Source organism: Arcicella rigui (assembly GCF_034929435.1).
GTDB lineage: Bacteria > Bacteroidota > Bacteroidia > Cytophagales > Spirosomataceae > Arcicella > Arcicella rigui.
In genome coordinates this window covers 25,223-51,522 of record NZ_JAYFUM010000015.1, presented here as the reverse complement: position 1 = coordinate 51,522, position 26,300 = coordinate 25,223, and the positions used below count along the sequence as shown (strand labels likewise).

Sequence of the window (26,300 nt, the reverse complement as noted above, 5' to 3'; positions counted from 1 at the left end):
AGTGCAACCCAGCGTTGCACAAATTTTGTGAAGGTCGAACTAATAATGGAACTACAAGAACAATTTTTATATATCTCTCAACTCATTGCCAAAGCCAAAGAAAGAGCTTATCAGGCAGTGAATAGAGAATTAGTTACGCTCTACTGGCACATAGGCGAGTATGTAAGCGAGCAAGTAAAAGCCAAAGCGTGGGGCAAGTCGGTAGTGAAAGAACTTGCTGATTTTATTCAGCAATCCGAACCAAATGTAAAGGGATTTTCATCCCAAAATATTTGGCGAATGAAGCAATTTTATGAAACCTACAAGTATAATGAAAAACTCTCCACACTGTGTAGAGAAATTAGCTGGTCGCATCAACGCTTAATTATGGCGTGTAACACACCCGAAGAAATAGCGTTTTATGTACACCTAACAGTTAAAGAAAGATGGTCTTATCAAGAACTTGAAAGACAAATCAATTCATCTTATTTTGAGCGGGTTATGCTTGGAAACGCAAAACTCTCACCACTGGTGAGAGTTTTGCCACAAGGGATAATAGATTACCAAACTAAATTGCCCAATAAAGCCCTATTACAAGCTAAATGGAACGAAATATTAAATAGTTTAAACCTTGACCAAGAAAATGAATAAACTAAAACCCTATAAAAATTACAAACCTTCTCACATTGCTTGGCTGGGGGATATTCCTGAGCATTGGGAGCAAACTTACCTAAATAAGTTATTTTTAGATAATAAAACCAAGAATGAAGATTTAAGAGAAAATAATCTTTTGACTTTGAGCTATGGTAAAATCAAAAGAAAAGATATAAATTCTGCAAATGGATTATTGCCAGCCTCTTTTTCAAATTATCAAATTGTAGAAAAAGGAGACATCATTTTAAGAATGTTGGATTTACAAAATGACAAAACAAGTTTAAGGGTTGGTTTTGTAAATGAAAGAGGAATAATTACAAGTGCCTACATTGGACTTAAAGTTAAAAATAATTATTCGTCAAAATATTTCTATGCTCTTCTTAATCATTTGGATTTGATTAAACACTTTTACAATGGAGGTGGTGGAGTAAGGCAATCTGTCGGTTTTTCTGAATTAGGGAAAGAGAGAATTACATTACCTCCCCTTTCCGAACAAACCGCCATTGCTAACTTCCTCGACTACAAAACAGCTAAAATAGACCGTTTTATAGCCAAGAAAAAGCAATTGATAAAGTTGTTGAATGAACAAAAATCAGCCATTATTAACGATGCCGTTACCAAAGGTTTAAACCCAAATGTAAAAATGAAACCTTCGGGTATTGAATGGTTGGGCGATATTCCTGAGCATTGGGAGGTTAGGAGGTTGAAGTATCTGGCTAAAATTAAAACAGGTAGGACTCCTAAAATTGAAAGTTCTTTAATTGATTTTTTTGAAAATGCCGAAATCAATTGGTTTACTCCTGGGGATTTTAAATATGATGGTATTTTAAAGGATTCCAAAAGGAAGGTAAATGAATTTGCTATTGAAAGTAATCAAGTTGAAATATTTCCTGAAAATACGGTCTATTTAATCGGAATTGGCGGTACAATTGGCAAAATCGGAATGTCTTATTTGAGTGCCTCAGCGAATCAACAAATCAATGCAATAATATTTAGAGAAAAAATATATCCTGAATTTGGTTTTTACTTTCTGAAAAACTCAAAACATCAAGTTGATTTATTAGCTGATTTTACAACATTACCAATACTAAATCAGGCTAAAACTAAGGAAATTATTGTGGGGGTTCCACCCATTACCGAACAAAAAAACATAGTAGAATACATAGAGCAAGAAACGGCTCAAATTAATACCATTATTCAAACCATTGAAAAAGAAATAACTTTAGTACAGGAATACCGTACTGCCTTAATAGCCGAAGCCGTAACGGGGAAGATAGATGTGAGGGATTATGAAATTACAGAAATGCCTATCGTTGACTTATATGAGGAATTGGAAGATGAAATGAGTTTGGCGGCAGAGGATGAAGTTGAGTATGGAATTGAATAAATAAAAAGTATCTTTATTGAACACGAAAAGTATTGGCAAAATAATCAGTAAAACAATGGAAAATAATATTTCAATAATTCACGAAAAGGTATTTAGTCATTTGACCGAAACCCTTAGTGACCAGAAATTGAGATTTACCCTCAGAGCCAAAAACAGAGCAGATAGAATAGATAAAGGCTATTGGTTTAGTGGTAATGAGAATTATTTGGTATTTTCATTTTGGTCTGGTTTAGATTGGAGAAATAAAACACCCAATATTTACTTTTCTATTTCAAAAGAAGGAGATAGCCGCTTAGAATTTGTTTCTTATGATGATAAAGTAAAAATAGAATTCTTTACCAGTGTTGCGGAAGCTCTCGGTATGCAACAAAAAACAAGAGCAAAATCAGGCGATACCTTTGAGCATTGGGTAAAAAACTATAAAGGTAACGATTACATTTTGGCCTTAGATGACTTCTTAAGAAGGGATAAGAAAATTATTGATGCTTTCATTCAAATTAGCAATTTAGGTAAATTATTTGCACCGATTTCAGAGGAAGAGTTCAAAAAAAATAAGAGACGTATTGATGCTCAAAGAAAGAAAATAAAAAAGGATTATGAATTTAAAGTTGATTATGATGAGGTAAAGTCTATTACCCTCGACTCACTACAAATCAATAATATTTCATTATTCTCAAATCCTAATAAAATTCATTTCCACGAAAACTTAACGTGCTTTATAGGCTTAAACGGAACTGGTAAAACGTCCATTTTGAGAGCCTTAGTTTTAGCTTTCACGGGTTATGAGCAAAATGAAACAATGGGAATTGAAGATTCTGAGTTGCTTACTTCACGTTTAAGAAATTTACTGCATATCAAAGGCGTAACAGACTCAGGAGCACCTAAATATGCTGAAAAAGGATTTTCAGAAATATATTACCGAGTAGAATCTACTTTGCAAAGCGATGATGCAACACTTTATTATAACAAGGTTATTTTATCCTCAGAAAATAATGACCCTCAAGTTAGTGATGATAGTGAAAGTGATTTCAGAAATATCAGTGATGATAAATACAAAAGTTTATTTTTAGCTTTTCCCCAACTTCAAGAAGAGGAGAAGGAAAAGAATGCTGCTCAAAATAAAGTTTTTCCTCACATAAGCGATGCCATTTCAATGCTCAACAATAAACCAGATAATAGATTTGGAGCATTTGCCGATTGGCTAAGAGGATTAAATAATTTAGCCAACGATAAACAAGCGAAAGGAGAAGCTACCCCTTTAGAGAGAGTATTGTTAAAGGAAGTATTTGAAATTATTTCGGAAGTAACAGGTGAAACAATCACTTTAGACAGAATTGTAGTAAACGAAAATGGTAAACACCCTATTTGGGTTAAATTAGGCACAGATAATTCTCCCATTTTATTTGACCTAATCAGTCAGGGATATAACAATGTGTTTGGATGGATTGGCTATTTTATGAAGCGGCTAAAAGAAGTTACGCCATCAAGCGAAACTGATTTTACAAAAACACCAGCTATTGTATTGATAGACGAAATAGATACCTACTTACATCCACTTTGGCAAACCAAAATTTTAGAGGTTTTGGTTAGAAGATTTCCTAATGTTCAATTTGTAGTAACAACTCATTCACCTTACATCGTAGGAAGTATTCCAAGTAATAAAATAAAAATTTATACTTGTTTGAAGAATAACGAGGGTTTTGATATTGAACCTTTTGAAGAATTTAATGCGTATGGTGCTAATATTGATAAGTTATCAGATAAACTTTTTGGAGTAAATGGACGATTTGTATCAAAAGTCCAAGAAAGATTTACTGAACTTTCTAAATTAGTCAATGACAACGAATTAGAGGAGGCTAAAAAGTTTATTTCAAATAGTTTTTCAGATATAGATACCAATGATTCTGAGTTATTAAGAATGAAAATGCTTATTAGAACTAAAGAAATTTTAGCGAAATGAGATATTTTAAGAAAAAACAAGAAGAGGATTATCCTACAATTTTTACCCAATGGCTAAATCAAAATGAGGCTGTTATTAACGAATGGATTGCAAGCACAAGAAAAGGCAGTACAATTTGGGCTGAATTTGGTAAAACTTTTGGTATTACAACCCTAACTGAAATTAGTGATATTGAAGTTAGAAATAAACTGTTAGATGCCTTATATGACGAGCAAAATGGCTTGTGTTGCTACTGTGCGGATAAAATTGAGCGAAATTGGGATGAAGAAAATCAATGTTGGAAATACTCAAATTACGCTATCGAACACTTTCTTCCCAAAAACCGTCGTAAAGATTTAATTTTTAATTACAATAATCTAATGCTCACCTGCAAAGAAAGCAGTAAAGTTAAAAAGGTTGAAATCGGGAAGCGATATAAAGGCAAACTTATCAACTCAATTGCTGACCTTGCCGAAATTACAGATATTTCAGAGACCAATATCTTAGAACATAATACAGGGATAGGTGAAGCTGTTAATGTTGGAGATGAGATAAAAATCCCAATTCCCCCACATTGTGACGACAGTAAGAGCGTTTTTGATGGTAATACTACTATCAAAAACATAATTAATCCATGCCTTAATGCCCATATTCCGATTATAAATCGATTACAATTTTCAAATGAAGGGGATATTGATTTTGATATAATTAACAATGCAGACGATTTAATAATAGAAAATTCGATAGAAGTACTGAACTTAAATTGTTCTTCACTAAAAGACCGCAGAAAGAATAAGTGGAATAATGTTGAACGCTATTTTACGGAGAATATGAATTACCTCTTGGAAGACCCTGTTTTGTTAAGGAAATCCATAGATAAACTAATTGTTCAAAAAGCATTACCTGATTCAAATAATGAATTAGAACCTTTTTATTTTGTAGAAGTGGCATTTTATCAAAAATTAATTAATTAAAAACTATGCTTTACACCGACACCACTGAAAAAGGCTTAGAAGCCCACATCGCTCAATATTTAGTTGAAGAAAATAAGTATCTATTACGAGACAACAAGGCATATAACAATGTGTTGTGCCTTGATACGGACTTGCTTTTTCAATTTTTAGAAACTACACAAGCCAAAGCGATAGATAAAATAAAAAAACACCATAAAGAACAATGGCAAAAAGTAGTGGTGTCGTTGATAAATAAAAAAATAACAGACCAAACCCTTGCCAAAAATATGCCTTTGGGAGGGCTTATCAACTTGCTCCGCAAAGGAATAACAGAGGGTTTTACCAATACCAAACTACACTTGTTTTACGATAAGCCAGTTTCTACCTACAATACAGAAGCAAATACATTATACCAAACCAATTTGTTTTCGGTGATGCGACAAGTCTATTATTCACCCAACGACAAAAAATCCTTGGACATGATGATATTCATTAATGGTATTCCAGTTATATCTTTTGAATTAAAAAATGAGCTTACCAAACAAAACGTACATCATGCCATAAAGCAATATAAAAACGACAGAGACCCCAAAGAAGAGCTTTTTAGGTTAGGGAGATTGATGGTAAATTTTGCGGTAGATACGGAGGAAGTTTGGATGTGTACTCAACTCAAAAAAGATAAAACGTATTTTCTACCCTTTAATCAAGGACATAACAACGGTGCAGGAAATCCGCCGAAAGAAGGTATAAAAACCGATTATTTATGGAAAGAAGTTTTGACAAAAAATAATCTTACCGACATCATTCAGAATTTCTGTCAACTCATCGTAGAAGACAAAGAAAGCTTAGATGATAAAGGGAAGATTGTAATTAGTAAAGAGCGAAAACTTATTTTTCCTCGCTACCATCAGTTAATGGCAGTACGTAGTCTGTTGGCTGATGCACAAGAGAAAGGTTCTGGACAAAAATATTTAATCCAACATTCGGCAGGTTCGGGCAAATCAAATTCTATTGCTTGGTTAGCACATCAATTGGTAGGCTTGCATGATAAAATAGGCAAAAACAACATCTTCGATACAGTCATTGTAGTAACTGACCGTCGGGTTTTAGATGCCCAAATCAGAGAAAACATTAAACAATTTCAACAAGTAGATAAAGTAGTTGAAGCCATCACCGAAGGAAGTAAACAATTGAAGGGAGCTTTGGAAGAAGGTAAAAAATTAATCATTACTACCATTCAGAAATTTCCACACGTTGTAGCCGAAATAGGTGAATTGCCCAGTGTAAACTTTGCCGTTATTATTGATGAGGCCCACAGTAGTTTAAGTGGACAAATGGCAAGAAAGCTAAATGAGGCATTATCAAAACCAAATGATGATGATGAAATAGAAACCGAAGACCATGATACCGTAACAGGTGAAGACTTAATTACAGATTTAATAAAGTCAAGAAAGCTGTTGCCCAATGCCAGTTATTTTGCTTTTACAGCAACGCCCAAAAATAAAACTTTAGAATTGTTCGGTGTGCCTTTTGAAGAAGGAGATAAGACAAAGTACAGAGCATTCCATTTGTATTCGATGAAACAAGCCATAGAAGAACGTTTTATTATGGATGTTTTACAAAATTATACTACCTATCAAAGCTATTACGCATTACTTAAGAAGGTAGAAGATGACCCTGAATATGATAAAACAAAAGCACAGAAAAAGTTAAAAGCTTATGTAGAAAGCCATGAACACGCTATTAAAAAGAAAACAATTTTAATGGTTGAACATTTTATGGAAAACGTAATCCGTAAAAAAAGAATGGGAGGACTTGCAAAGGCAATGCTAGTAACAAGTTCGAGAGCCAATGCCGTAAAATATAAAAAAGCATTTGATGATTATTTACTTAAAATAAACAGTCCTTTTAAAGCAGTAGTAGCATTTTCAGGAGAGATAGACGGGCAAACAGAGGCAAGTTTAAACGGATTTGCAAGTAATGCTATTCCTTCCGAGTTCAAGAAAAACGAGTATCGTTTTTTATTGGTAGCAAATAAATTTCAAACTGGTTTCGACCAGCCACTTTTGCATACCATGTATGTAGATAAGAAATTGGGAGGAGTAAATGCTGTTCAAACGCTATCAAGACTCAATAGAAGTCATCCCTTAAAGCATGATACCTTTGTGTTAGATTTTGCCAACTCAGCAGAAGAAATAGAGAACGCATTTAAACCATATTACGAAAGTACCGTTTTAGGCGAAGGGACAGACCCCAATAAATTATTTGATTTACAAGATGTTTTAGATAATTACCAAGTTTATACCCAAGAGCAAGTATATGAGTTTTCTGAAATGATTTTGACCAATGGAGCTATCGACCAGCTTCATGCCATTCTTGACAGGTCATCTTACCTATTCAAAAATGATTTAGACGAAGAGCAACAGATAGACTTTAGAGCAAAGGTTAAAACCTATGTGCGTTTGTATATTTTCCTTTCTCAGATTGTACCTTTTGAAAATCCGTATTTAGAAAGACTTTATATTTTTTTGAATCACTTGCAAAACAAATTAGGGGGAGAAATCATCCCTGATTTTGCCCAAGGCATTTTAGATAATATTGATATGGATAGTTATCGTTTGCAGTTAGAAGCAACGACCAATATTGCTATGGAGCAAGGAGACGATTTAAAGCCTATTCCAACAGATATGAGAGGTGGGAAAAATCAACCAGAAATAGATAGGTTGTCAAATATTCTACAAAGTTTTAATGACCGCTTTGGAACAAAATTTGAAGATGCGGATAAAGTAAGAAAGATGGTTGAAAGTATTGCTTATGATGTGGCAAGAAATGAAGATTTAGCCAATTCTCTAAAATACTCTGATGAACAAAATGCAAGAATAACCAGCGATTCAGTAGGACAGAAAGAACTATTAAAACACGTAATGACCAATTTTGATTTCTATAAATTAATTACAGATAATAAAGAAGCTAAAGAAGATTTTAACTCAATGCTTTTTGGAATGGTGAAAGAAATATTTAATCAAGGACTTAACAATTTGAGACCATAAATTAGAAAATTCACATTAAACATACCTTTGATGTGAATTTTTCAAATAATAATTTTATGTTGACTTTATTGTTGACAGTGAGCAAAAACAATATCTTGGTTCTATAAGCAATTAACCCTCTCAGTACTATTTGAATAATTGCTTCAAATTAAAATTCCCCTTTAACACCTACTTCCCCCAACCAAATTCCTCCCCTTTTTTAATGAATCCATAACAGTATGGGCAAGCAAAGTTCTGATTTTCAATTTACTTTTGCTTTATCAAACATAAAACCCAAAAAATACTATGGAAAGAAGGTCTGTCATTAAAAATATCGGTGGTTTGTTCCTAACGCCCTCTTTGCTTGCTTCGTCAAAAGGGAAAAAGCCTGTTTTGCGTGTAGCTCATCTTACGGATGTACACATGAAAAATGAGTTAGAAGCTCCCACGAAGTTTGCCAAATGTCTGCATCATGTTCAGCAACAAAATCCTAAGGTGGATTTTATTCTGAATGGGGGCGATATTGTTTTTGATATGAACAAAGCCAATCTTTCGGCTATCAACGACCAATGGAATTTATTGAATGGCATTTTGAAGTCGGAATGTAGTTTGCCTATTCATTATTGCTTGGGTAATCATGATGTTTGGTGGAGTGAAGACAGCAAAGGACAAACGGATTATGGTAAGAAGTACTCTTTGGAAAAACTCAACCTTACGAAATCGTATTACAGTTTTACGCAAAAAGGCTGGAAGTTTATCATTTTAGATAGCATTCAGTTGGATGTGGACAATACTTGGTTTATCGGAAAGTTGGGCGACGAACAGTTCGCTTGGCTTGCAAATGAATTGAAAAATACAGACCCTTCGATGCCAGTTTTGGTACTTTCGCACGTGCCTATTCTTACGGCTACGCTGATGATTAAAGACAATATTGTGAATAAATGGCAGATGTCTCGTGGAGATATGCACACCGATACGGCTAAAATTATTGATTTATTTTACCAATATCCCAACGTGAAAATCTGTTTAAGCGGACACGTTCACCTACGTGATAAAGTACAGTACAACAATGTTACTTATATCTGCAACGGAGCGGTAAGTGGTGCTTGGTGGAATGGTAACAACCGCCAAACAGCCCCGGGTTATGGCGTTTTAGATTTGTATGCCGACGGTAGTTTTGAAGAAAAATATGTCAATTATTGATTTCGGGTTTCGGATGTCGGATTTTGGATTTCTGATTTCGGAAAATATTATAATTAGTAATAAAAAACGTTTTACAAATCTGAAATCCGAAATCCGATACCTGAAATCTGACACCCGATACCTGAAATCCAAAATCCGACATCCAAAATCCCAACTCCCAACTCTTATTTAGCTTCTATATTTCTCCTCAAAAGCCTCTAAATACTTATTACCAATCGGGATTTCTCGGTTGGCGATAATCACTTTTATTTTCTGAAAATGGGTGATTTTACTGAGATTGACAATGTAAGAATTGTGGATTCTACAAAACTCATGGCTGAAAAGTTTGGCTTCCATTGCCTTTAGATTCAGGCGTGTGAGGATGGGCTTTACTGGCGACTTCGTGGTGTAAACCTTCACATAATCTTTCAAGCCTTCTACATACAAAATATCGTCAAACATCAATTTTATTTCTTTGTACTCGGCGTGGATAAAGCAGAAATTTTGGCTTTTTTCTGCCACTACACTTTGCTCTTTCCCTTTTTGGCGTAATGAAAACAACTCATTGGCTTTGTTGGTGGCTTTCAAGAGTCGGTCAAAAGCAATGGGTTTTAGTAAATAATCTACCACGTTGAGGTCATAACTTTGAAGGGCATATTGTTCAAAAGCAGTAGTAAAAATCACCATCGGAGACTCGGCTAAACTTTTTATCAACTGAATTCCCGTAAGGCTTGGCATTTGAATATCTACCAAAAGTAAGTCAATAGATTCCTTTTTAAGCATATCAAATACTTCTAATGGATTGGTACTTGCCTTCACTAAAGTAAGATATGGAATTTTGCGTAAATCGTCTGCTAAAATTTCCAAGGCAAAAGGCTCATCATCAATGGCAATACAACGAAGATTCATGGCTGTAATTGAATGCTTAGGTTTACTGTAAATTTTCCTCCATCATCACTAATCTCAAGCTGATGCTGGTTGGGGTAATTGAGTGCCAATCTCTTCCTGACATTTTGGATACCAATACCCGAGTCCTCTACTAACGAAGGAGTATTGTCTTTGAATATATCGTTTTGTGAAAAGAAATATAAAGTACCCTCACGGACAGTCAGCGAAATATCAATCATCGACTCGGATTGGCTATGTAAACCGTATTTAAAAGCATTTTCTACAAAAGGAATAAATAGCATGGGTTCAATCAAAAGTTCGTCGCTGATACCCTCGGCATTAAAATGAGCAATAGATGGATTTACTAACCGCATTCGCTGTAAATCAATATAATTCTTGAGGTACATTATCTCACGTTGAAGAGCCACTCTTTCATGATTGGCATGGTAAATCATGTACCGAAGTAAATCTGAAAGCTGTAAAATATAGCCTTCTGTTTTGTCGGATTTTTGGCGAGCCAACCAACGAATATTATTAAGTGTATTAAACAAAAAATGTGGACTCACTTGTAGTTTCAGCACCGCCAATTCAGCAGCCAGTTTCTCGTAAATGATTTGTTGTTGAATGGCTTTATTCGCTGCTCTTTCTTTTATCAAAGCCATCATACTACTAAATACTACTACCAGCACAAAGGAAATCATCATTCCGCTAATGTGTGGCGTATTCATCATTCCGAAAATAGAAGATTGTGGCTGAGGAAATGGATTTCCTTGCGGAGACGACTGTGGCGGAGGTGGCATTTGCCCTCCTCCCATAGTAGGAGGAGGAGGTAAATGCCTATCAGGGTTAGGTAAATACGTTGGGGCAAATCTGAAAACGTGTTGAAACACGATAATATCCACTAAAAAAACGAATATTAATGCTCCTGCTAAAACACTGTAAAAACGACCCAAATTTCCTTTTTTGAGCATATTGGGCGTAAGCCAATGCAAGTTCAAATAGAAAATAGCCATCAGTAATAAATTATTAATGATGTTGGGTAGTAAAATAGGGTAGTTATGAATACTTTCTTTGAACGAAAAAGGGAAAAAAGAAAACGGAGCTAAAGAAAAAGCAAGCCACCCTAAAATATGTACTAAAAATGAGTAACGTTCAATAAATTTCATGGATTAGCAATTCTCAAGCTTCTTTTTTCAATACATTTTAAGCAATAATGATACAAGATACACTTATAACGAGCATTGCTTGGCTTTCCTGTTGAATGTGCCTATCAATTTAGCTTTTGTGCAGACTTATTTTACACCATCTACACAAATATTTTAGTATTCTACACATCCAACAGAAAGCTTCGTCTGTCCCGTTATTTCACTGATAATTCACAAAAAACTCTATCAGCAATGTTTAACAGGCATATATTTTTTTCAATACTCTTATTGAGTGTATGTTCAACGAAGATATTGGGGCAGAAGCACTCCCCCAATTATGAAGTCGTTTTTCCACAAGGAAAAGTAAATACTTTAAAAATTAATATCAAAAAAGAAGATTGGCAGGCGGTTCAGCAAGATATGAAAAGTATTTACAAAATAGATTTTGGTCAAAGAAAAGGCGAAAAAGGAATGTTCCCTCTGATGCCTCAGAAAGGGATGATTCTTGATAGTTTACGAGATAAAAAAGGCGAAGGCTTTCGCCCTCCCATGATGAAAATGAGTCAGCAAGACCCTAAGTACATTGGCGTAAATCTCAGTTTTCAAGATAGCACTTGGCATGATGTCTCTTTTAGACTAAAAGGTAATTCAAGTTTGATGATGAGCTGGTCGGCTGGGATTTATAAGCTTCCTTTTAGGCTTAATTTCGGACGTTCTACCGAGAAGAAAAAAAATGATTTTTATGGTTTCAAAGAACTCTCGATGTCGCCAGCCATGAACGATAACTCTTTGATGCGAGAAAAAATAATGGCTGATATTTTCAGAGCGTCGGGCGTTTATGCACCACAAACAGCCTATTACCAAGTATTTATTGATTTTGGCGAAGGCGAGCAATATTGTGGCATTTACACAATGGTAGAAGTAGTGGACGATACCATGATTGAAAATCAATTTGAAGAAAAAGAAGGAAATATTTACAAACCAGAATCAACCTTTGCTCGCTTTGATAGTACTCAATTCGAGAAAAAAAATCATAAAAAACAGGCTGATTGGAGCGACGTAAAAAACCTTATTAGTACCATCAACAGCCCAAAGCGTAATACTAACTCAGCAGAATGGCGATACGATTTAGAGCAAGTTTTTAATGTAAATCATTTTTTAAAATGGTTGGCAGTCAATTCCATATTTGTCAATTGGGATACTTACGGAGCTATGGCACATAATTCTTACCTCTACCACTCACACACCCAGCAGTTTATTTGGATTCCGTGGGATAATAATGAATCCTTAAAAACGGATAAGGAGGGAAGTGGCGGCTTTCCTCCACCAAGTAATATAAGCAATCTGCCAAAGATGGCAGAAGGAATGCCACCGATGATGGGAAACCGTAAAGCTTCGCTTTCGCATCAGGAAGTGGGCAAGCAATGGGTATTGATTCGCTTTTTGTTGGATGATGCCCTGTACGCACAACAATACAAAAAGTACGTGGCAGAAGTAACAGCACAATTGCTGGCTTCGGGAAAAAGCCAAACCATCGTTGAGCGGAACTATGAAATTTTAAAACCCCTTGCTTCAAAAGAGCAGAAGCCATATTCACATTTGAATTCAACAAAAGACTTTACCAAAGCTTTTGAAGACCTACAAAAACATCTTGTAGCAAGGCAAAAAGCCGTAGAAAGCTATCTGAAAACACAAAATCCTTGAGTATCTACACAAAATAAGTATCTATCGACACCGACGCAACGCTTGAAAAAACGACTTGGTCTTCCACTTACAAACAAATAATTATTACCCAAAACTTAAAAAACCGATATGAAAATCAACAATGTAAAGTACTTCCTTCTGGCAGGATGCGTTTTTCTTTATGCTTGTAAAGTAAAAGAAGATGTTGACCCCGACGAAACGGGCGGAAGTAATTTAGCCTTAACGCCCGACTGGACAGAAGCCACTCACAGTAAAAATGCCGACCCCAATTATGATGTGGTATTTCCTCAAGACAAAGTAAATACGCTTGAAATCACGATGACTACAACCGACTGGGAGAACATCCAAGCCGATATGCTTACCAAAGCGGGTTTTGCTTTTGGGTCTGGTGCTGGTACTTCTACTACGCCGGGCGGTGGCGGTCAGGCTGGTGGCGGAGGAACAATTCCCACAGACAGTACTTTCATGGGTGGTGGAGTACCCGGTGGAACACCTCCAACAGGCGGCGGAGCGGCTGGCGGTGGGGCAGCAGCAGGCGGAGGCAATGCTGGCGGTGGAGCTTTAGATATTATTTCTGGCGACCCAATTTATGTAGCCACTTCTGTGAAATTCAATGGTAAAGAATGGTATCATGTGGGTTTTCGTCTGAAAGGAAACTCAAGCCTTTCGGGTGCATGGCGAGAAGGTATTTATAAATTACCTTTCAAACTTAATTTTGATGAATTTGAAGATGATTATCCAGAAATCAAAAATCAGCGATTTTATGGTTTCAAAGAGTTTTCAATGTCGCCGGGCTATGATGATAATTCACTCATGCGAGATAAATTAGCCAGTGATTTATTTAGAAATGCAGGCGTTCCTGCGGCAAAAACAGCTTTTTATAAAATCTATATCAATTTTGGAAGTGGTCTAAAATACTGTGGTGTTTACACAATGGTAGAAGTAATCGACGATACGATGGTAGAAAATCAGTTTGGCGAAGACAATGGCAATATTTACAAACCAGAATCTACTTTCCAAAGCTTTACACAAAGTGAATTTGAAAAGAAAAATAACGAAACAGAAGCCAATTGGTCGGACGTTCAGAGTATCATTACTTATCTCAACGCCAGTACTCGCACCAGTAATGCAACGCAATGGCGAAGCAACCTCGAAAGTGTATTCAACGTTGACCATTTCGTGAAAGTACAGGCGGTCAATAATGTCATCGTCAATTGGGATGCTTATGGCTCTATGGCACATAATTATTATCTTTATAACCATTCTTCTAAAAAAATGATGTGGATTCCGTGGGACTTCAATCTTTCCATGACTGCATCAAGCAATAGTACTCAAGTCGGTGGCGGAGCAAGTATGCGAGGCGTCAGCTTGTCGATGTCGGAAGTAACAAGTAGTTGGCCATTGTTGAGATATATCGCAGATGATGCAACCTACTACACGAAATACAAGTCTTATGTGAAAGAATTCACGGAAAATCAATTTACAGTAGATAAAGTAAATGCAATGATTGATAAAAATTATAACTTGATAGCACCTTATGTAATCGGTACAGAACCTGAGCAAAAAGGTTATACATATTTATCAAGTTCATCAGATTTTACTAATGCCATTACTGCTTTGAAGGCACATATCGTAACAAGAAATGCCGCTGTAAAAGATTTTCTAAAGTAAAAATTACCCCATAACCAATACCAATATGAAAATTCCCATTCTTGTTTTGTGTTGCTGTTTTTTTAGTGTCGGAGTATTCGCCCAGAGTAAAAAAGAGGTAAAAAAGTATCGTATCAAAAGTACGACAGAAGTAATCAGCGACTTTAGCGGAGGAAAAGAAAGCAAACGTTATGATTCTCAGAAAAAGTTTGATAAAAGTGGCAACATTACTGAGGAAGTCAATTTCGACAAAAAGGGAAATATTCAGACCAAAACGGTTTCTAAATACAATGTCGATAACGACAAAATTGAAGAAACAGTCTTTGATGCCAGTGGAAAGCAAATGAGCCGTGAAGTATATAAGTACGATGTAAACGGCGAAAAATCTGAAGAATTGCACTACAACGAAGCCAATCAGTTAGAAAGCAAATCAACTTATTTGTTTGATAACAAAGGGCTTAAAACAGAGAAAAAGACTTTCGACCCACAAGGAAAACTCCTCCAAATCAAGAAATATGTTTATGGATATTGATGCTTTTTTAACCTCTATTCAAAAAGAAATAGACTCCTTTGAGTCTATTTCTTTAGCCGAAATGGATAAGGTAAAGCTCATGGACAGAGTCGATGTAAAATACCTGATTCCTCTTAGCCATTTGGCCCAAGTTTTGGCAGAAGCTCGTGAAAACTACCGTGTGGTAGAAATTAATCAAGAACGTATTTGTGCCTACGAAACACAGTACTTTGATGTGAACAACGATATGACGCTTTATCAAAAGCATCATTCAGGCTTTTTGAATCGCTATAAAGTACGTACTCGAAATTATGTAGGGTCTAATTTGCAGTTTTTTGAAGTAAAATTCAAAAACAATAAAGGACGCACCCTCAAGAAACGAATACGTACCAATTTATACGACCAACCCGAGATAAAAGCCAGCGAAAGTGATTTCCTAACAAAACATAGCCCTTTACAACCAGATGCACTACGAGGGATTTTATGGGTTTATTACAAACGCATAACCCTCGTGAGTAAGCATAATTTGGAAAGGCTTACGATAGACCTTGAACTTAGTTTTCAGAAAGAAGGTCAGGAAAAAAAATACCCTAAAATCGTTATTGCAGAAGTAAAACAAGAAAAAATGGGAGCATCTCATTTCATTGATATTATGCGAAAATGGCGAATCAGACAGGGTTCTATCAGTAAGTATTGTTTCGGAATCGTTAGTTTGTTCGACAATATCAAACAAAATCGCTTTAAACCACATTTACTTAAAATTACTAAAATCATCCGACAACATGACAATTTTGCAGCAAGTTACCAATCTTGATACCTTACAAACTATCCAAGCATCGGGCTTTCAATTATTCGATAAATTATCCACAAAGTTTTTTGTTAGATTAGCCATAGATTTAATTTCAACCACTATCTTAGTCCGCCTGATTTATTATAAAACCTACCAAAAATCAGAGCAATTCTTTACCTTTTTTACCTTTAACATTACCATTTTCCTTATCACGTACTTATTGAATCACGTAGAAATGTCGATGGGAGCAGCCTTTGGTTTGTTTGCTGTGTTTTCGATGCTTCGTTACCGAACGGAAAGTATTTCTACTCGTGATATGACTTACCTGTTTTTGGTCATTGCCATCGGCTTATTATCGGCAGTCAGTAAAGGAGGTTGGGACGAACTTTCGGCACTGAATTTTATTTTACTGAGCGTAACGGCACTTTTAGAAAGTAAATGGCTTATCAAAAAAGAACATTCAAAAGAAGTGTTGTACGAAAATATTGATTTGATTCATGCAGAAAAACGAAAGGAATTAATTGAAGATTTACACTTACGTACAGGGCTAAATGTTCACCGAGTAGAGATTCAATCCATAGATTTTCTGAAAGATGCTACAAGAATCATTATTTATTATTTCGACTAAATTGCTATGAAAAAAACACAATTGTATATACTCAGCTTCTGTCTGATAAGTTGCCTTAGCTTTGGGCAAACAACCAAAGATTATACCGATTTCCAAACTTGGTACGGAGCATCAGTGAAGTTGGATTTGGCTCATCAATGGGCCGTTACGGCACAGTATCGTATGCGTTTGATTGACGATGCCAGTTATTACAGAGGTTCGTACTTGTATGGTGAAGTAGATAAAGGACTCAATAATACATTTTCGCTAAAGGGAAGTTACCGCCTTGCGATGGTCGATGAAGGTACTTTTCAGCGATATGCTTTTGGTATAGAGGCAAAAAAAGCGATTAAAAACTTCAGCTTTACTTTACGCCCGATGATACAGTATCAAAGTCAAACCTTTGAAGGGGATGATGAACAAACAGACAGCGATACCTACCTCAGAACCCGACTGACGGGTAAGTACAAGCTCACAAGGAAATTAGATCTATATGCTTATACAGAACCTTTTATTAAATTAGAAAATGGACAAGCATTAGATAAATTTCGTAATTCGGCAGGTTTGAAGTATGAAGTATTCAAAGATTTCAAAGTAAATCTATTTTATATCTGGCAACCAGATTATTCCAAAAAACACGTCCATAATTATCACATCGCTGGGCTGGACTTAGAGTTCACCCTCAAGCCTTGGAAGTCTAAAAAGTAATTCCTTAGCTATCAGCTTTCGGTCATCGGTTATCAGAAATGGTAGGGTTTGATGACTGAAAGCCTGTCAGAGCCTTAAAAAGCTTAATTAATCCATCCAAGTTAAGGCTCTGACACAGCTTTTCATCTCACAATATCTTATCCAAAAGCTAAAAGCCAACCACCGAAATCCGACATCACAAACCCAAAATCATTTAAAAGCAATTACTTCATTAAAAATCCCTCTTTTCGCTTGCCAGTCTTTTACGGCTTTGCCTGTGCCTGATGGCCAAGGATGGATTTCATGGTCTTTCTTGCGTTGATATTCTACCAATTCTGGACTTAGTTGTATCGTTCCCTTTGCTCGTACATGATAAGTGATTAACAATTGGTTCATTCTGTGGAATTCGTACAAACCTATCAATTCTACAATTTCGCCATCAAGGTTTAATTCTTCTTTTACTTCTCTCAATACACCTTCTTCGGGTGTTTCGCCTGCTTCCAGAAAACCTGTGATTAAGGCAAACCAGCCAACCGGCCAAGCGGTGTTGCGGGCTAAAATAATATCGCCTTCATGTTCGACAATGGCAGCAACTACGGGGGTGGGGTTGTTCCAATGTACAAAACCGCACGTTTCCTCATCTGCACAAAGTATTCTTTCTCGGTCGTCTTTCCATTTGGTTACTAAGCTTTTTCCACATTGTGGACAAAAATTCATCTTTGCCATTGTATCTGTAAAACGGAATTTCATTCTGTCAATAAAATATTTAATACTTTGCCCAAATTAATGCTTGATATGTGAAAGTTACTACGAAACCAATGATTTTACTATCATTGATTGAGTGGAAATGTAGGAAATCAATGAGAAAAATAAGCGAAATGACGGGTATAAAACCAAAAAAAGCCTTGAAAATCAAGGCTTTAAGGTAATATTTTGGAGGTCTCGAGCGGATTCGAACCGCTGTACAAGCTTTTGCAGAGCTCTGCCTAGCCACTCGGCCACAAGACCATTTTGTTTGGAGTGCAAAATTAATACAATAATTATTCAAAACAAAGGCTATTCTAATAATTATTGATACTGTTGCGAAAAAATGTTTTGACAACAATCTTGAAACCCTTAAAAATAAGAAAAGCCATTCTGAAAATCAATGACTTACAGAATGGCTTCCTTTTATTTGAAAATTAAGATTACTCAGCAGAGTTTGCTTTTTTATCTAACTTTTTCTTCGCTTGTTCACGAGCTGAATCTTCCATTTGAGCTTTCAATGCTGAAAGAGCATCTAAATCACCTAAAGTAGATTTTTCAGTAGAATCAGCTAATTTCTGTACGTCTTTAGCTGTTTTCTTTTTCTCTTCAACGATTGCTTCTTCTTTAGCATCATTATATACTCTTACGTGAGAAAGAACAATTTTACGATCGTCTTTTTGGAATTCAATTACCTTGAAGTCTAATTGTTCACCGATTTCAGCTACTGAACCATCTTCTTTAGCTAATTGCTTCAATGGAGCAAATCCTTCGATTCCGTAAGGCAATTCTAAAGTAGCTCCTTTGTCATTCTTCGCAACGATTGTAGATTTGTGTACTGAACCTACTGTGAAGATTGATTCGAAGGTATCCCAAGGATTTTCTTCTAATTGTTTGTGTCCTAAAGCTAAACGACGGTTTTCAGCGTCTAATTCAAGTACAACAACATCTAATTTTTCGCCAACTTTAACGAATTCAGATGGATGTTTGATTTTCTTAGTCCAAGATAAGTCAGAAACGTGAACTAAACCATCAATACCTTCTTCTAATTCAAGGAATAAACCGAAGTTTGTTAAGTTACGAACAGTACCAGTGTGTTTAGAACCGATAGCATAACGAGCTAACAAATCTTGTTTAGTCCAAGGATCTTCAGTTAATTGTTTGATACCTAAAGACATTTTGCGTTCAGCACGGTCAAGTGTTAACACAACTGCCTCGATAGTATCACCCACCTTCAAGAAGTCTTGTGGATTACGTAAGTGTTGTGACCAAGACATTTCTGAAACGTGAATCAAACCTTCAACACCTTGAGTGATTTCTAAGAATGCACCGTAATCAGCAACGTTTACAACTTTACCTTTTACTTTAGAACCAACTTCAGTTGTTTCTGCTAAAGCATCCCAAGGGTGAGCTTGCAATTGTTTCATACCCAATGAAATACGTTTTTTGTTTTCATCGAAGTCCAAAACAACCACTTGGATTTTTTGGTCAAGTTTAAGCATTTCTTGTGGGTGGTTGATACGACCCCATGAAATGTCTGTAATGTGAAGTAAACCATCTACACCACCTAAGTCGATGAACACACCGAAGTTAGTCATGTTTTTGATTACACCTTCAAGTACTTGTCCTTTTTCAAGGTTAGTCAAGATAGACTGGCGTTGTTGCTCAAGGTCTTTCTCGATTAACACTTTATGAGATACAACTACGTTATCGTTAGCGTGGTTGATTTTAACCACTTTCACTTCCATTTTCTTACCTACAAAGATATCGAAATCACGGATTGGTTTCACATCAATTTGTGAACCTGGTAAGAATGCTTCTACACCATAAATATCCACGATTAAACCACCTTTAGTACGACGTTTCACAAAACCATCAATAACGATGTCTTGTTCAAGAGCATCTTCGATGTTTTTCCAAGCAGTCATTACTTTAGCTAATTTACGAGAAAGAATCAATTGACCTGATTTGTCTTCTTGGTTTTCTACGTAAACATCTACTACATCACCTACTTTCAAATCAGGCATATCTCTGAATTCAGAAGTTGGTACAAGACCATCTGATTTGAAACCAATATTCAAGATAATTTCACGGTCAGTAATCCCTACGACTGTTCCTTTTACTACTTGTTTCTCAGTAACTTGATTTAAAGTTTCCTCGATTAGAGCTTCCATTTGAGCTCTTTGCTCAGCAGAATAACCTCCACCGATACCTTTTGTGCCGACTAAATCCCAGTCGAAATCTGCTAATTGGTTAGCCATGTGTTTGATTAAAAGCCCTTTATACATCATCGCCACGGGCAAAAGGCGAAGAAATTAAGTGAAATCCCGATAAAGTCTTGCTGAACGGGGGTGCAAAGATAGAAAAAAATGTAATGATTTGATAATGAGGAGGAAAAAATATTTTTTCGGATAGGCCTCTGTTATTTTATACTCCTTTATTGATATTTCATAAATTTTACCGTTAGATAAGTTTTGAGCCTTTTTTTTTGAAGTACTTATCCATTTTGGTATCTTTCTTTTTTGTTACTAAGTGGTATTTTAAAAGCTCAATAAGTATGGGAGACATTGCCGATTTTGAAGATTGGGATTTGATTATTGAAGACATACACAACCAAAAATGTATCGTCATCGTTGGCCCAGATATTCTCGAATATGAGGGTTTTGATAGTTTTTTTGGAGCAGTTTCTAACGAACTCAAAGAAAACAAGTATATCAGTCAATCTTTTGTTGAAGAACAATTATTTCAGATTAAGATTTCAAATCCAATTCGTGCAAAAGCCGAGAAAAATGATGGTATTCGCCACATCGGAAAGGCTATGCAAAGAGTGATTGAACAAAATCAAGCAAAATTAGACGCAATCGCTCTTTTGTTGAAAAAACTCCCTTCTGAGTTAATCCTTTCATTAATGCCCGAGGAAGCTACTTTTTCTCGAATTTTAGAAAATCCCGTTCGGTATTATCATAAAAATAAAACTTCTGAAAAAGAAGTATTGCCTCAGTTTAGCTCCGAAAGTCCGACGATGTATAACCTGTTGGGCGTTTTGAGTCAGCCCGAATCTTTGGTTTTTACTTACGACGATTTGTTTGAATACATTTTCAGTATTCTTGGCGATAATCGTTTGCCACAGGCTTTACAAATTGCTCTGAAAAATGCAGAGCGTTTTATTTTCTTGGGCGTAAATTTCAATAAATGGTATATGCACTTATTATTGAAATTACTGGCATCCGATAAAAATGTGTTGGCGATTGATGCCCAAATTCCTGAAGCTTCCCGTACTTTTATCATGAGCCGTTTATCATTAGAAATGATGGATTGTACGCCTATTGCTTTTTTGGAAAAATTGGCAAGTACTTATGAAAAATCTTCAAAAAAACAGGAAGAAATTACACCACAGAAACCTGTTGAAGTAAAACCTGTCATTGCAAAAAATGACCCTGTGAGAGTATTTCTTTCCTACGCTCATGTGGACGAAGAATTTAAGAAAGAACTTCTTATCAATCTATCGCCCTTAATCAAGCAAGTAAAAGAAATTGAAATTTGGGAAGACCGACAAATTACGGCAGGTACAGAATGGGAAACCGCCATCAAAAGTCAATTGGCTCAGTCGGAATTACTGATTTGTTTGGTAAGTAAAAATTATCTGAACTCCAGTTATTGCGAAAGCGAAATTTCCACCGCCATTACTCAGCAAAAGTATGTATTGCCCATTTTACTAAAATCTTGTGCATGGATGGATTTTCCTTTTATCGCAACCCGACAAGTAGTGCCGAGAGATAATAAATCTATCGCCAGTTTCAAAGACCAAGACGAAGCCTACCAGAGTGTTTATGAGGAAGTAAAACGTTTAGTAACATTGATTAAATCTGAAAGAGCAATATGACCAGTAAAAATCGTTATCCCGGGCCTAAACCATTTAGAACCGATGAGAAAGACATATTCTTTGGTAGAGAAACTGATATTGCGGAATTTTATAAATACATTTTCTTGCACCAAAGCGTAGTACTTTTTGGCAAAAGTGGCTACGGAAAAAGTTCTTTAATTAATGCGGGAATCATTCCGTTATTAGCCGAAAAAAATAAACAGGTTCATTATTTTGAAGTAAAGTTTGGGCCATACATTGCCGATTCAGATAGGTTTTCGCCAATTGAAAAAGTGAAGGCTGTGATTAAAGAAAAATCAAGCGAGAAATCAAGCTTGGTTTTAGAAAAGTACTTTCAGACCGACGGCTCTTTTTGGCATAAACTCAAAAACTATCAAATCTCGCACGAAGCCAACGAAATCATCTTTTTCTTCGACCAGTTTGAAGAACTTTTTACTTATCCAGAAGACTTAATTCTGGAATTTAAGCAGCAGTTAGCCGACGTTCTTTATACGACTGTGCCTACTTTTTTTAGAAATCAAGAAGATTTGTTGGACGAAGAAGACGTTTCAGAAGAATTTAGGCTTAATTTTTACCAGAAACCTGAAATAAAAGTTGTATTCGCTATTCGTTCAGACAGGTTGGGGCAGTTGGAGGAATTGAAAGATTATCATCCAACGATTCTAAAGGATTGCTACGAACTAAAAGGTTTAGACAAGCAAGGTGCTTTAGCGGCGGTTCTTGAACCTGCTACCATTCCTGACGAACCAAAAGGTACTTTCAAAACGGCTGCTTTTGAAATCCAACAAGATTTGGCTGAAAAATTAGTAGCCGAACTTCAAGATAAAAACGGGCGTGTGGAAACTTCTACGCTTCAAATTATTTGCTGGCAAGTAGAAGACAAATTTGTTCAGAATTGGATTCAAGAAGACGAAAAGTTTGTACTTACGTTGGAACATATTGACGTTGACGGAGACGGGGAAATCAAAGACGATATTGAAAGTGTTTTTAATAATTATTACAAAGACACGATTGAAAACAAGATTTATCCACAGTTCAAAGACGCTACTTATCGTTTGGTAGAAGAAGTAATGGTGCAAAATGGACAAAGAATTCCTTTTGAGTACAATTACTTGACTTCAGTGATTATGGTTGAACAATTAGGTTTGCCAGACCGAAAAGTTGCCAGAAAAATTTTGGATATTCTGCGTGAAGCTTCTTTGTTGAAAGTAGAGCAGGATTCTCAAAAACGTTTTATGTACGAACTCGGACATGATACTTTGGTAGAACCTATCAGTAAAGCAGCCAAAATCAGAGAAGAACGTGAAGAGCAAATTAGAGCTTGGGAAGAAGCAGAAAAGGCAAGAGAGGAAGCGTTGAAATCGCAAGAAGAAAAAGAAAAAGCTGATGAACAAGCCAGAATCGCTCAGGAATTGACAGAAATTGCACAAACTGAAAAGCAAAAAGCAGACGAGCAAGCCGCTAAATTCTTAGTAATGAAACGCAAAGCAGAAATTAGGTCGATGATTGCGGCTGTTTTTTTTGTGATTGCGGTCATTACTGCTGGCACTACGGTTTATTTTGCTTTGAAAGTAAAAGAAGAGAGAAACAATTTGTATAAAAGCTTAGTAGTTACGAAAAATATCATTGAAAGTATTCAAACAAATGATTCTGTAAATAATAGTGCCAGTACTTCGGCTGAAAAAACCACTGTTCAAGCAGATTCAATCAAGAGTAATAATAAGTCAACTTATAAAGGTTTACTGTCTTTACTAAATAAAATTATTCACTTTACTGACACCACAAAAATTTCTGCTGCTCCTTCTGATACCACAAAGATTTATAACCAAATCGTTCAAGAAGGCAATCGTTTGATTGATAAAAATGCAGAAGAGATTCATCTGATAGAAAATGACAATGGAAAACCAACAAGTATTAAAATCAAACCAATTCCTTTTGACTCAAGCCTTATCAAAGGCTTAGACGAGAAAAAACAAAGAAAACGTCCGATTCTTAATCGCATCAAAAATAAATTGGAACAATAAAAAACGCCCTGTAAGTTGAGTCTTACAGGGCATTTTTATTAAAATTTCAAGCTAATACCTGCTAAAAGATTTGTTCCCGCCTGCGGATAATAATAGTTTTCGGTATAAGCTGTGCCTTCTGAAATATAGCTAAAAGTATAGCCATTTGAAGAATACAGCGTATTGAAGACATTATTAACCAAAAGGCTAAAGTTGATTTCTCTTAAAGCTTTCGTTTTTAGTGTATAAATCGCTCTAATATCGTTGGTAAAATATCCATCTAATTTTCTGTTTTCATTAGAAGTATTATCCAAATATTGTTTTCCTACGTGTTTGGTCAGCAAAGCAAATTCTAAATTTTTCAAAGGAGTAAATAAAATTTGTGAACCTACAATTACATTCGGTGAAAAAGCAATATCGGTTTTACTAAGCGTTGGTTTTAATTCTTCTGTATAAGTATCATAATTAAAAATAGACTCAGTAAAATTGTTGATTTTATTCTGCGAGAAAGTAGCATTGGCATTTACTTTCAAAGCTTTGTTCAACTGTACTCCTGCTTGAATTTCAATACCTAAACGATAACTTTCTGGTACATTTACTCTAATCGGCGTTCCAACATCGTTCAATTTTCCTGTCAACACCAATTGGTTTTGGTAATTCATAAAGTAACCGTTGAAAGAAATGGCTGCTTTTCCTTTTTGGGTTTTATAACCTACTTCAAAATCATTGAGTTTTTCAGATTTTGGCGTTTTCCCCACATTATCCACAAAGTCCGAACGGCTTGGTTCTTTATTGCCAACGCTGTAAGAAGCATAAGCTGAACTATTAGAAGAAATTTGGTAACTAAAACCTAATTTTGGATTAAAGAATTGATAATCAACTTTCTGACCAATATTCAAACGATTATCGTCTGTTCCTTTTATTTCGTAATTAATCGTTCTTACTTGTAAATCTGCAAAAGCATTTAACTTTTCTGTTAATTGATAAAATACTTTTCCGTATAAATTAAAGTCGATTTTCTTTGAATTTCCATTGTAATAACGGTCGCCGAGTTTGCCATTTGAAGCATAAGTAGCCCAAATTACTTCTCCAAAATTACGTCCATCATATTGGTTCAAAGCTCCGCCAATATTGGCTGTTAGCTTCTTACTTCCTTGATAATCAAAAGAAAAAGTTGTACCATAAAAATCATTATCTAACCATTTTCTACGAACTAAATCCGTTTTTTTGATACTTTTTGTGCCAATCACAATGCTATCTAAACCATAGTTGGCCAAAGAAGCTTGCTCTTTATACTCTTCATAATACCCACGACCATAAGTATAGTGGAAATTCAAATTGAAAGTCCAAGCATTTGATAAACGATGCGAAGAAAGTAACTGATAATGGTCTTGTTGATAATTATCAGTTTGGTTTGGATAAGTATAATAATTATAAGTACGGTTGGTTGGCACTAAGTATTCTGGCACTCCCCACCAAGATTGATAGGTTTTTTCTTTTCCAGAAAAAACATTCAAACGAACGAAAGATTTTTTTCCAAAATACGCACCCGAAAGATAGAAGGATTTCAAATCAGAACTTGCTCTATCGACATAGCCATCCGAAGTAATTTTTGATAAACGAGCATCAAAAGTAAATTTGTCGTTTATCAAGCCCGAACCTACTAAAACGGTATTTTTTAATGTATTGAATGAACCATAAGAAGAATTAATTTCGGCATAAGCCTGTTTTCTGAATTCGTTCGTAGAAATGTTGATTGATGCCCCAAAAGCTCCTGCTCCGTTCGTAGAAGTACCCACACCACGCTGAATTTGTACTGAACTCACCGAACTCGACAAATCGGGTGTATTTACCCAATAAGTACCTTGCGATTCGGCATCGTTCAAGGGAATCCCGTTAATCGTCACGTTGATTCTGGTTGCATCTGTTCCTCTAATACGAACGCCTGTATAACCTATGCCCGCACCAGCGTCGGAAGTAGAAACCAAAGATGGCGTGAAGTTCAATAATTGAGGGATGTCTTGCCCAAGATTTTGTTTTTGTAAATCTTCTTTTGAAACGTCTGTAAAGGCAATCGCTGATTTAGCATTCGCACGAGTGGCGTTTACTACTACTTCATCTGCCGCAAAAGTTGATTTGTTGAGCGAAAAATTAAGTACTGTGTTTTTCTGTAACTCAATTACTTGTTCTTCTTTTTCAAAGCCTACAAAACTTACTTTGATGGTATAAGTACCTTTTTTCAGATTGCTAATTTTGTAAACACCTTGTGCATTACTTTGTGTACCACGCACAGCACCTACAAGTACAACGTTTGCTCCAGAAAGTGGCGTTTTACCGTCAGTATCAACGATTTTACCTGAAATTGACAACTGAGCAAAAGTATTTGTAAAAAGAAATTGAGCAAAAAATACGAAAAGTACCGCTCGCTGGAAGTAATGGTTGGTCTTCGTTTTTGGATTAAATGAAGCCATAAAGGAATTCAGTTTTTCAAAAAATGATTTTTGAGAACTGATGGTAGTCGTTAAATTTTTCATTTTTGAAAAGATTAACAACAGGTAAAGGAGT

At 35.7% G+C, this 26,300-nt stretch carries 19 protein-coding genes and 1 tRNA gene; 14 read left to right on the top strand and 6 right to left on the bottom strand.

Annotated elements, in window-relative coordinates; all coding sequences use genetic code 11:
• The first annotated feature begins 45 nt into the window (after window positions 1-45).
• The 6 genes from VB248_RS13290 to VB248_RS13265 all read left to right on the top strand — a co-directional run bounded on the left by VB248_RS13290 (window position 46) and on the right by VB248_RS13265 (window position 9,144).
• Window positions 46-630 (top strand): DUF1016 N-terminal domain-containing protein, encoded by a 585-nt coding sequence (locus VB248_RS13290; RefSeq protein ID WP_323297277.1) that lies wholly within the window; start codon window positions 46-48, stop codon window positions 628-630.
• Entirely contained in the window at window positions 623-2,020 is a 1,398-nt protein-coding gene (locus VB248_RS13285; protein ID WP_323297276.1) for a restriction endonuclease subunit S, read from the top strand. Before VB248_RS13290 ends, VB248_RS13285 begins: the two co-directional genes overlap by 8 nt.
• A gap of 205 nt (window positions 2,021-2,225) precedes the next feature.
• On the top strand, window positions 2,226-3,980 hold the full coding sequence (locus tag VB248_RS13280; RefSeq protein ID WP_323297275.1) for an AAA family ATPase: 1,755 nt from the start codon (window positions 2,226-2,228) through the stop codon (window positions 3,978-3,980).
• The gene (locus VB248_RS13275; protein ID WP_323297274.1) at window positions 3,977-4,933 is read left to right on the top strand and encodes an HNH endonuclease family protein; all 957 of its coding nucleotides are present in this window, start codon (window positions 3,977-3,979) and stop codon (window positions 4,931-4,933) included. Before VB248_RS13280 ends, VB248_RS13275 begins: the two co-directional genes overlap by 4 nt.
• 5 nt (window positions 4,934-4,938) lie before the next feature.
• On the top strand, window positions 4,939-7,962 hold the full coding sequence (locus tag VB248_RS13270) for a type I restriction endonuclease subunit R (RefSeq protein WP_323297273.1): 3,024 nt from the start codon (window positions 4,939-4,941) through the stop codon (window positions 7,960-7,962).
• 285 nt (window positions 7,963-8,247) lie between these two features.
• Entirely contained in the window at window positions 8,248-9,144 is an 897-nt protein-coding gene (locus VB248_RS13265; RefSeq protein ID WP_323297272.1) for a metallophosphoesterase family protein, read from the top strand.
• Window positions 9,145-9,312: 168 nt separating this feature from the next.
• Here the strand turns inward: VB248_RS13265 and VB248_RS13260 are convergent, their stop codons facing one another.
• Together VB248_RS13260 and VB248_RS13255 are read right to left on the bottom strand one after the other, a co-directional pair.
• Window positions 9,313-10,032 (bottom strand): LytR/AlgR family response regulator transcription factor, encoded by a 720-nt coding sequence (locus tag VB248_RS13260; RefSeq protein WP_323297271.1) that lies wholly within the window; start codon window positions 10,030-10,032, stop codon window positions 9,313-9,315.
• Window positions 10,029-11,177, bottom strand: coding sequence for a sensor histidine kinase (locus tag VB248_RS13255; RefSeq protein WP_323297270.1), 1,149 nt, complete (start codon window positions 11,175-11,177; stop codon window positions 10,029-10,031). The genes VB248_RS13260 and VB248_RS13255 overlap by 4 nt, the downstream gene beginning before the upstream one ends.
• A gap of 291 nt (window positions 11,178-11,468) precedes the next feature.
• On the opposite strand from VB248_RS13255, the gene VB248_RS13250 reads away from it, so the two are divergent.
• The 6 genes from VB248_RS13250 to VB248_RS13225 all read left to right on the top strand — a co-directional run bounded on the left by VB248_RS13250 (window position 11,469) and on the right by VB248_RS13225 (window position 17,126).
• Window positions 11,469-12,860: a CotH kinase family protein gene (locus tag VB248_RS13250; protein WP_323297269.1), complete on the top strand. Its 1,392-nt coding sequence runs from the start codon at window positions 11,469-11,471 to the stop codon at window positions 12,858-12,860.
• Between the two features lie 108 nt (window positions 12,861-12,968).
• Window positions 12,969-14,531 (top strand): CotH kinase family protein, encoded by a 1,563-nt coding sequence (locus VB248_RS13245; protein WP_323297268.1) that lies wholly within the window; start codon window positions 12,969-12,971, stop codon window positions 14,529-14,531.
• Window positions 14,532-14,556: 25 nt separating this feature from the next.
• The gene (locus tag VB248_RS13240; protein ID WP_323297267.1) at window positions 14,557-15,042 is read left to right on the top strand and encodes a hypothetical protein; all 486 of its coding nucleotides are present in this window, start codon (window positions 14,557-14,559) and stop codon (window positions 15,040-15,042) included.
• Window positions 15,026-15,835 (top strand): polyphosphate polymerase domain-containing protein, encoded by an 810-nt coding sequence (locus tag VB248_RS13235; RefSeq protein ID WP_323297266.1) that lies wholly within the window; start codon window positions 15,026-15,028, stop codon window positions 15,833-15,835. The genes VB248_RS13240 and VB248_RS13235 overlap by 17 nt, the downstream gene beginning before the upstream one ends.
• Entirely contained in the window at window positions 15,804-16,439 is a 636-nt protein-coding gene (locus VB248_RS13230; RefSeq protein ID WP_323297265.1) for a DUF4956 domain-containing protein, read from the top strand. Before VB248_RS13235 ends, VB248_RS13230 begins: the two co-directional genes overlap by 32 nt.
• Window positions 16,440-16,445: 6 nt before the next feature.
• The gene (locus tag VB248_RS13225) at window positions 16,446-17,126 is read left to right on the top strand and encodes a DUF2490 domain-containing protein (protein ID WP_323297264.1); all 681 of its coding nucleotides are present in this window, start codon (window positions 16,446-16,448) and stop codon (window positions 17,124-17,126) included.
• Window positions 17,127-17,315: 189 nt separating this feature from the next.
• Here the strand turns inward: VB248_RS13225 and VB248_RS13220 are convergent, their stop codons facing one another.
• The 3 genes from VB248_RS13220 to rpsA all read right to left on the bottom strand — a co-directional run bounded on the left by VB248_RS13220 (window position 17,316) and on the right by rpsA (window position 20,110).
• Window positions 17,316-17,855 (bottom strand): NUDIX hydrolase, encoded by a 540-nt coding sequence (locus VB248_RS13220; RefSeq protein ID WP_323297263.1) that lies wholly within the window; start codon window positions 17,853-17,855, stop codon window positions 17,316-17,318.
• 184 nt (window positions 17,856-18,039) lie between these two features.
• Window positions 18,040-18,113 (bottom strand) — tRNA-Cys (locus VB248_RS13215).
• Between the two features lie 179 nt (window positions 18,114-18,292).
• Complete coding sequence (rpsA, locus tag VB248_RS13210; protein WP_323297262.1) at window positions 18,293-20,110, bottom strand: 30S ribosomal protein S1; 1,818 nt, start codon at window positions 20,108-20,110, stop codon at window positions 18,293-18,295.
• Between the two features lie 296 nt (window positions 20,111-20,406).
• On the opposite strand from rpsA, the gene VB248_RS13205 reads away from it, so the two are divergent.
• Both VB248_RS13205 and VB248_RS13200 read left to right on the top strand, forming a co-directional pair.
• Window positions 20,407-21,732 (top strand): toll/interleukin-1 receptor domain-containing protein, encoded by a 1,326-nt coding sequence (locus VB248_RS13205; protein ID WP_323297261.1) that lies wholly within the window; start codon window positions 20,407-20,409, stop codon window positions 21,730-21,732.
• Window positions 21,729-23,756, top strand: coding sequence for an nSTAND1 domain-containing NTPase (locus tag VB248_RS13200; RefSeq protein WP_323297260.1), 2,028 nt, complete (start codon window positions 21,729-21,731; stop codon window positions 23,754-23,756). The genes VB248_RS13205 and VB248_RS13200 overlap by 4 nt, the downstream gene beginning before the upstream one ends.
• Before the next feature lie 38 nt (window positions 23,757-23,794).
• On the opposite strand, the gene VB248_RS13195 is transcribed toward VB248_RS13200, so the two are convergent.
• Window positions 23,795-26,269 (bottom strand): TonB-dependent receptor, encoded by a 2,475-nt coding sequence (locus tag VB248_RS13195; RefSeq protein ID WP_323297259.1) that lies wholly within the window; start codon window positions 26,267-26,269, stop codon window positions 23,795-23,797.
• Between the last annotated feature and the right edge of the window lie 31 nt (window positions 26,270-26,300).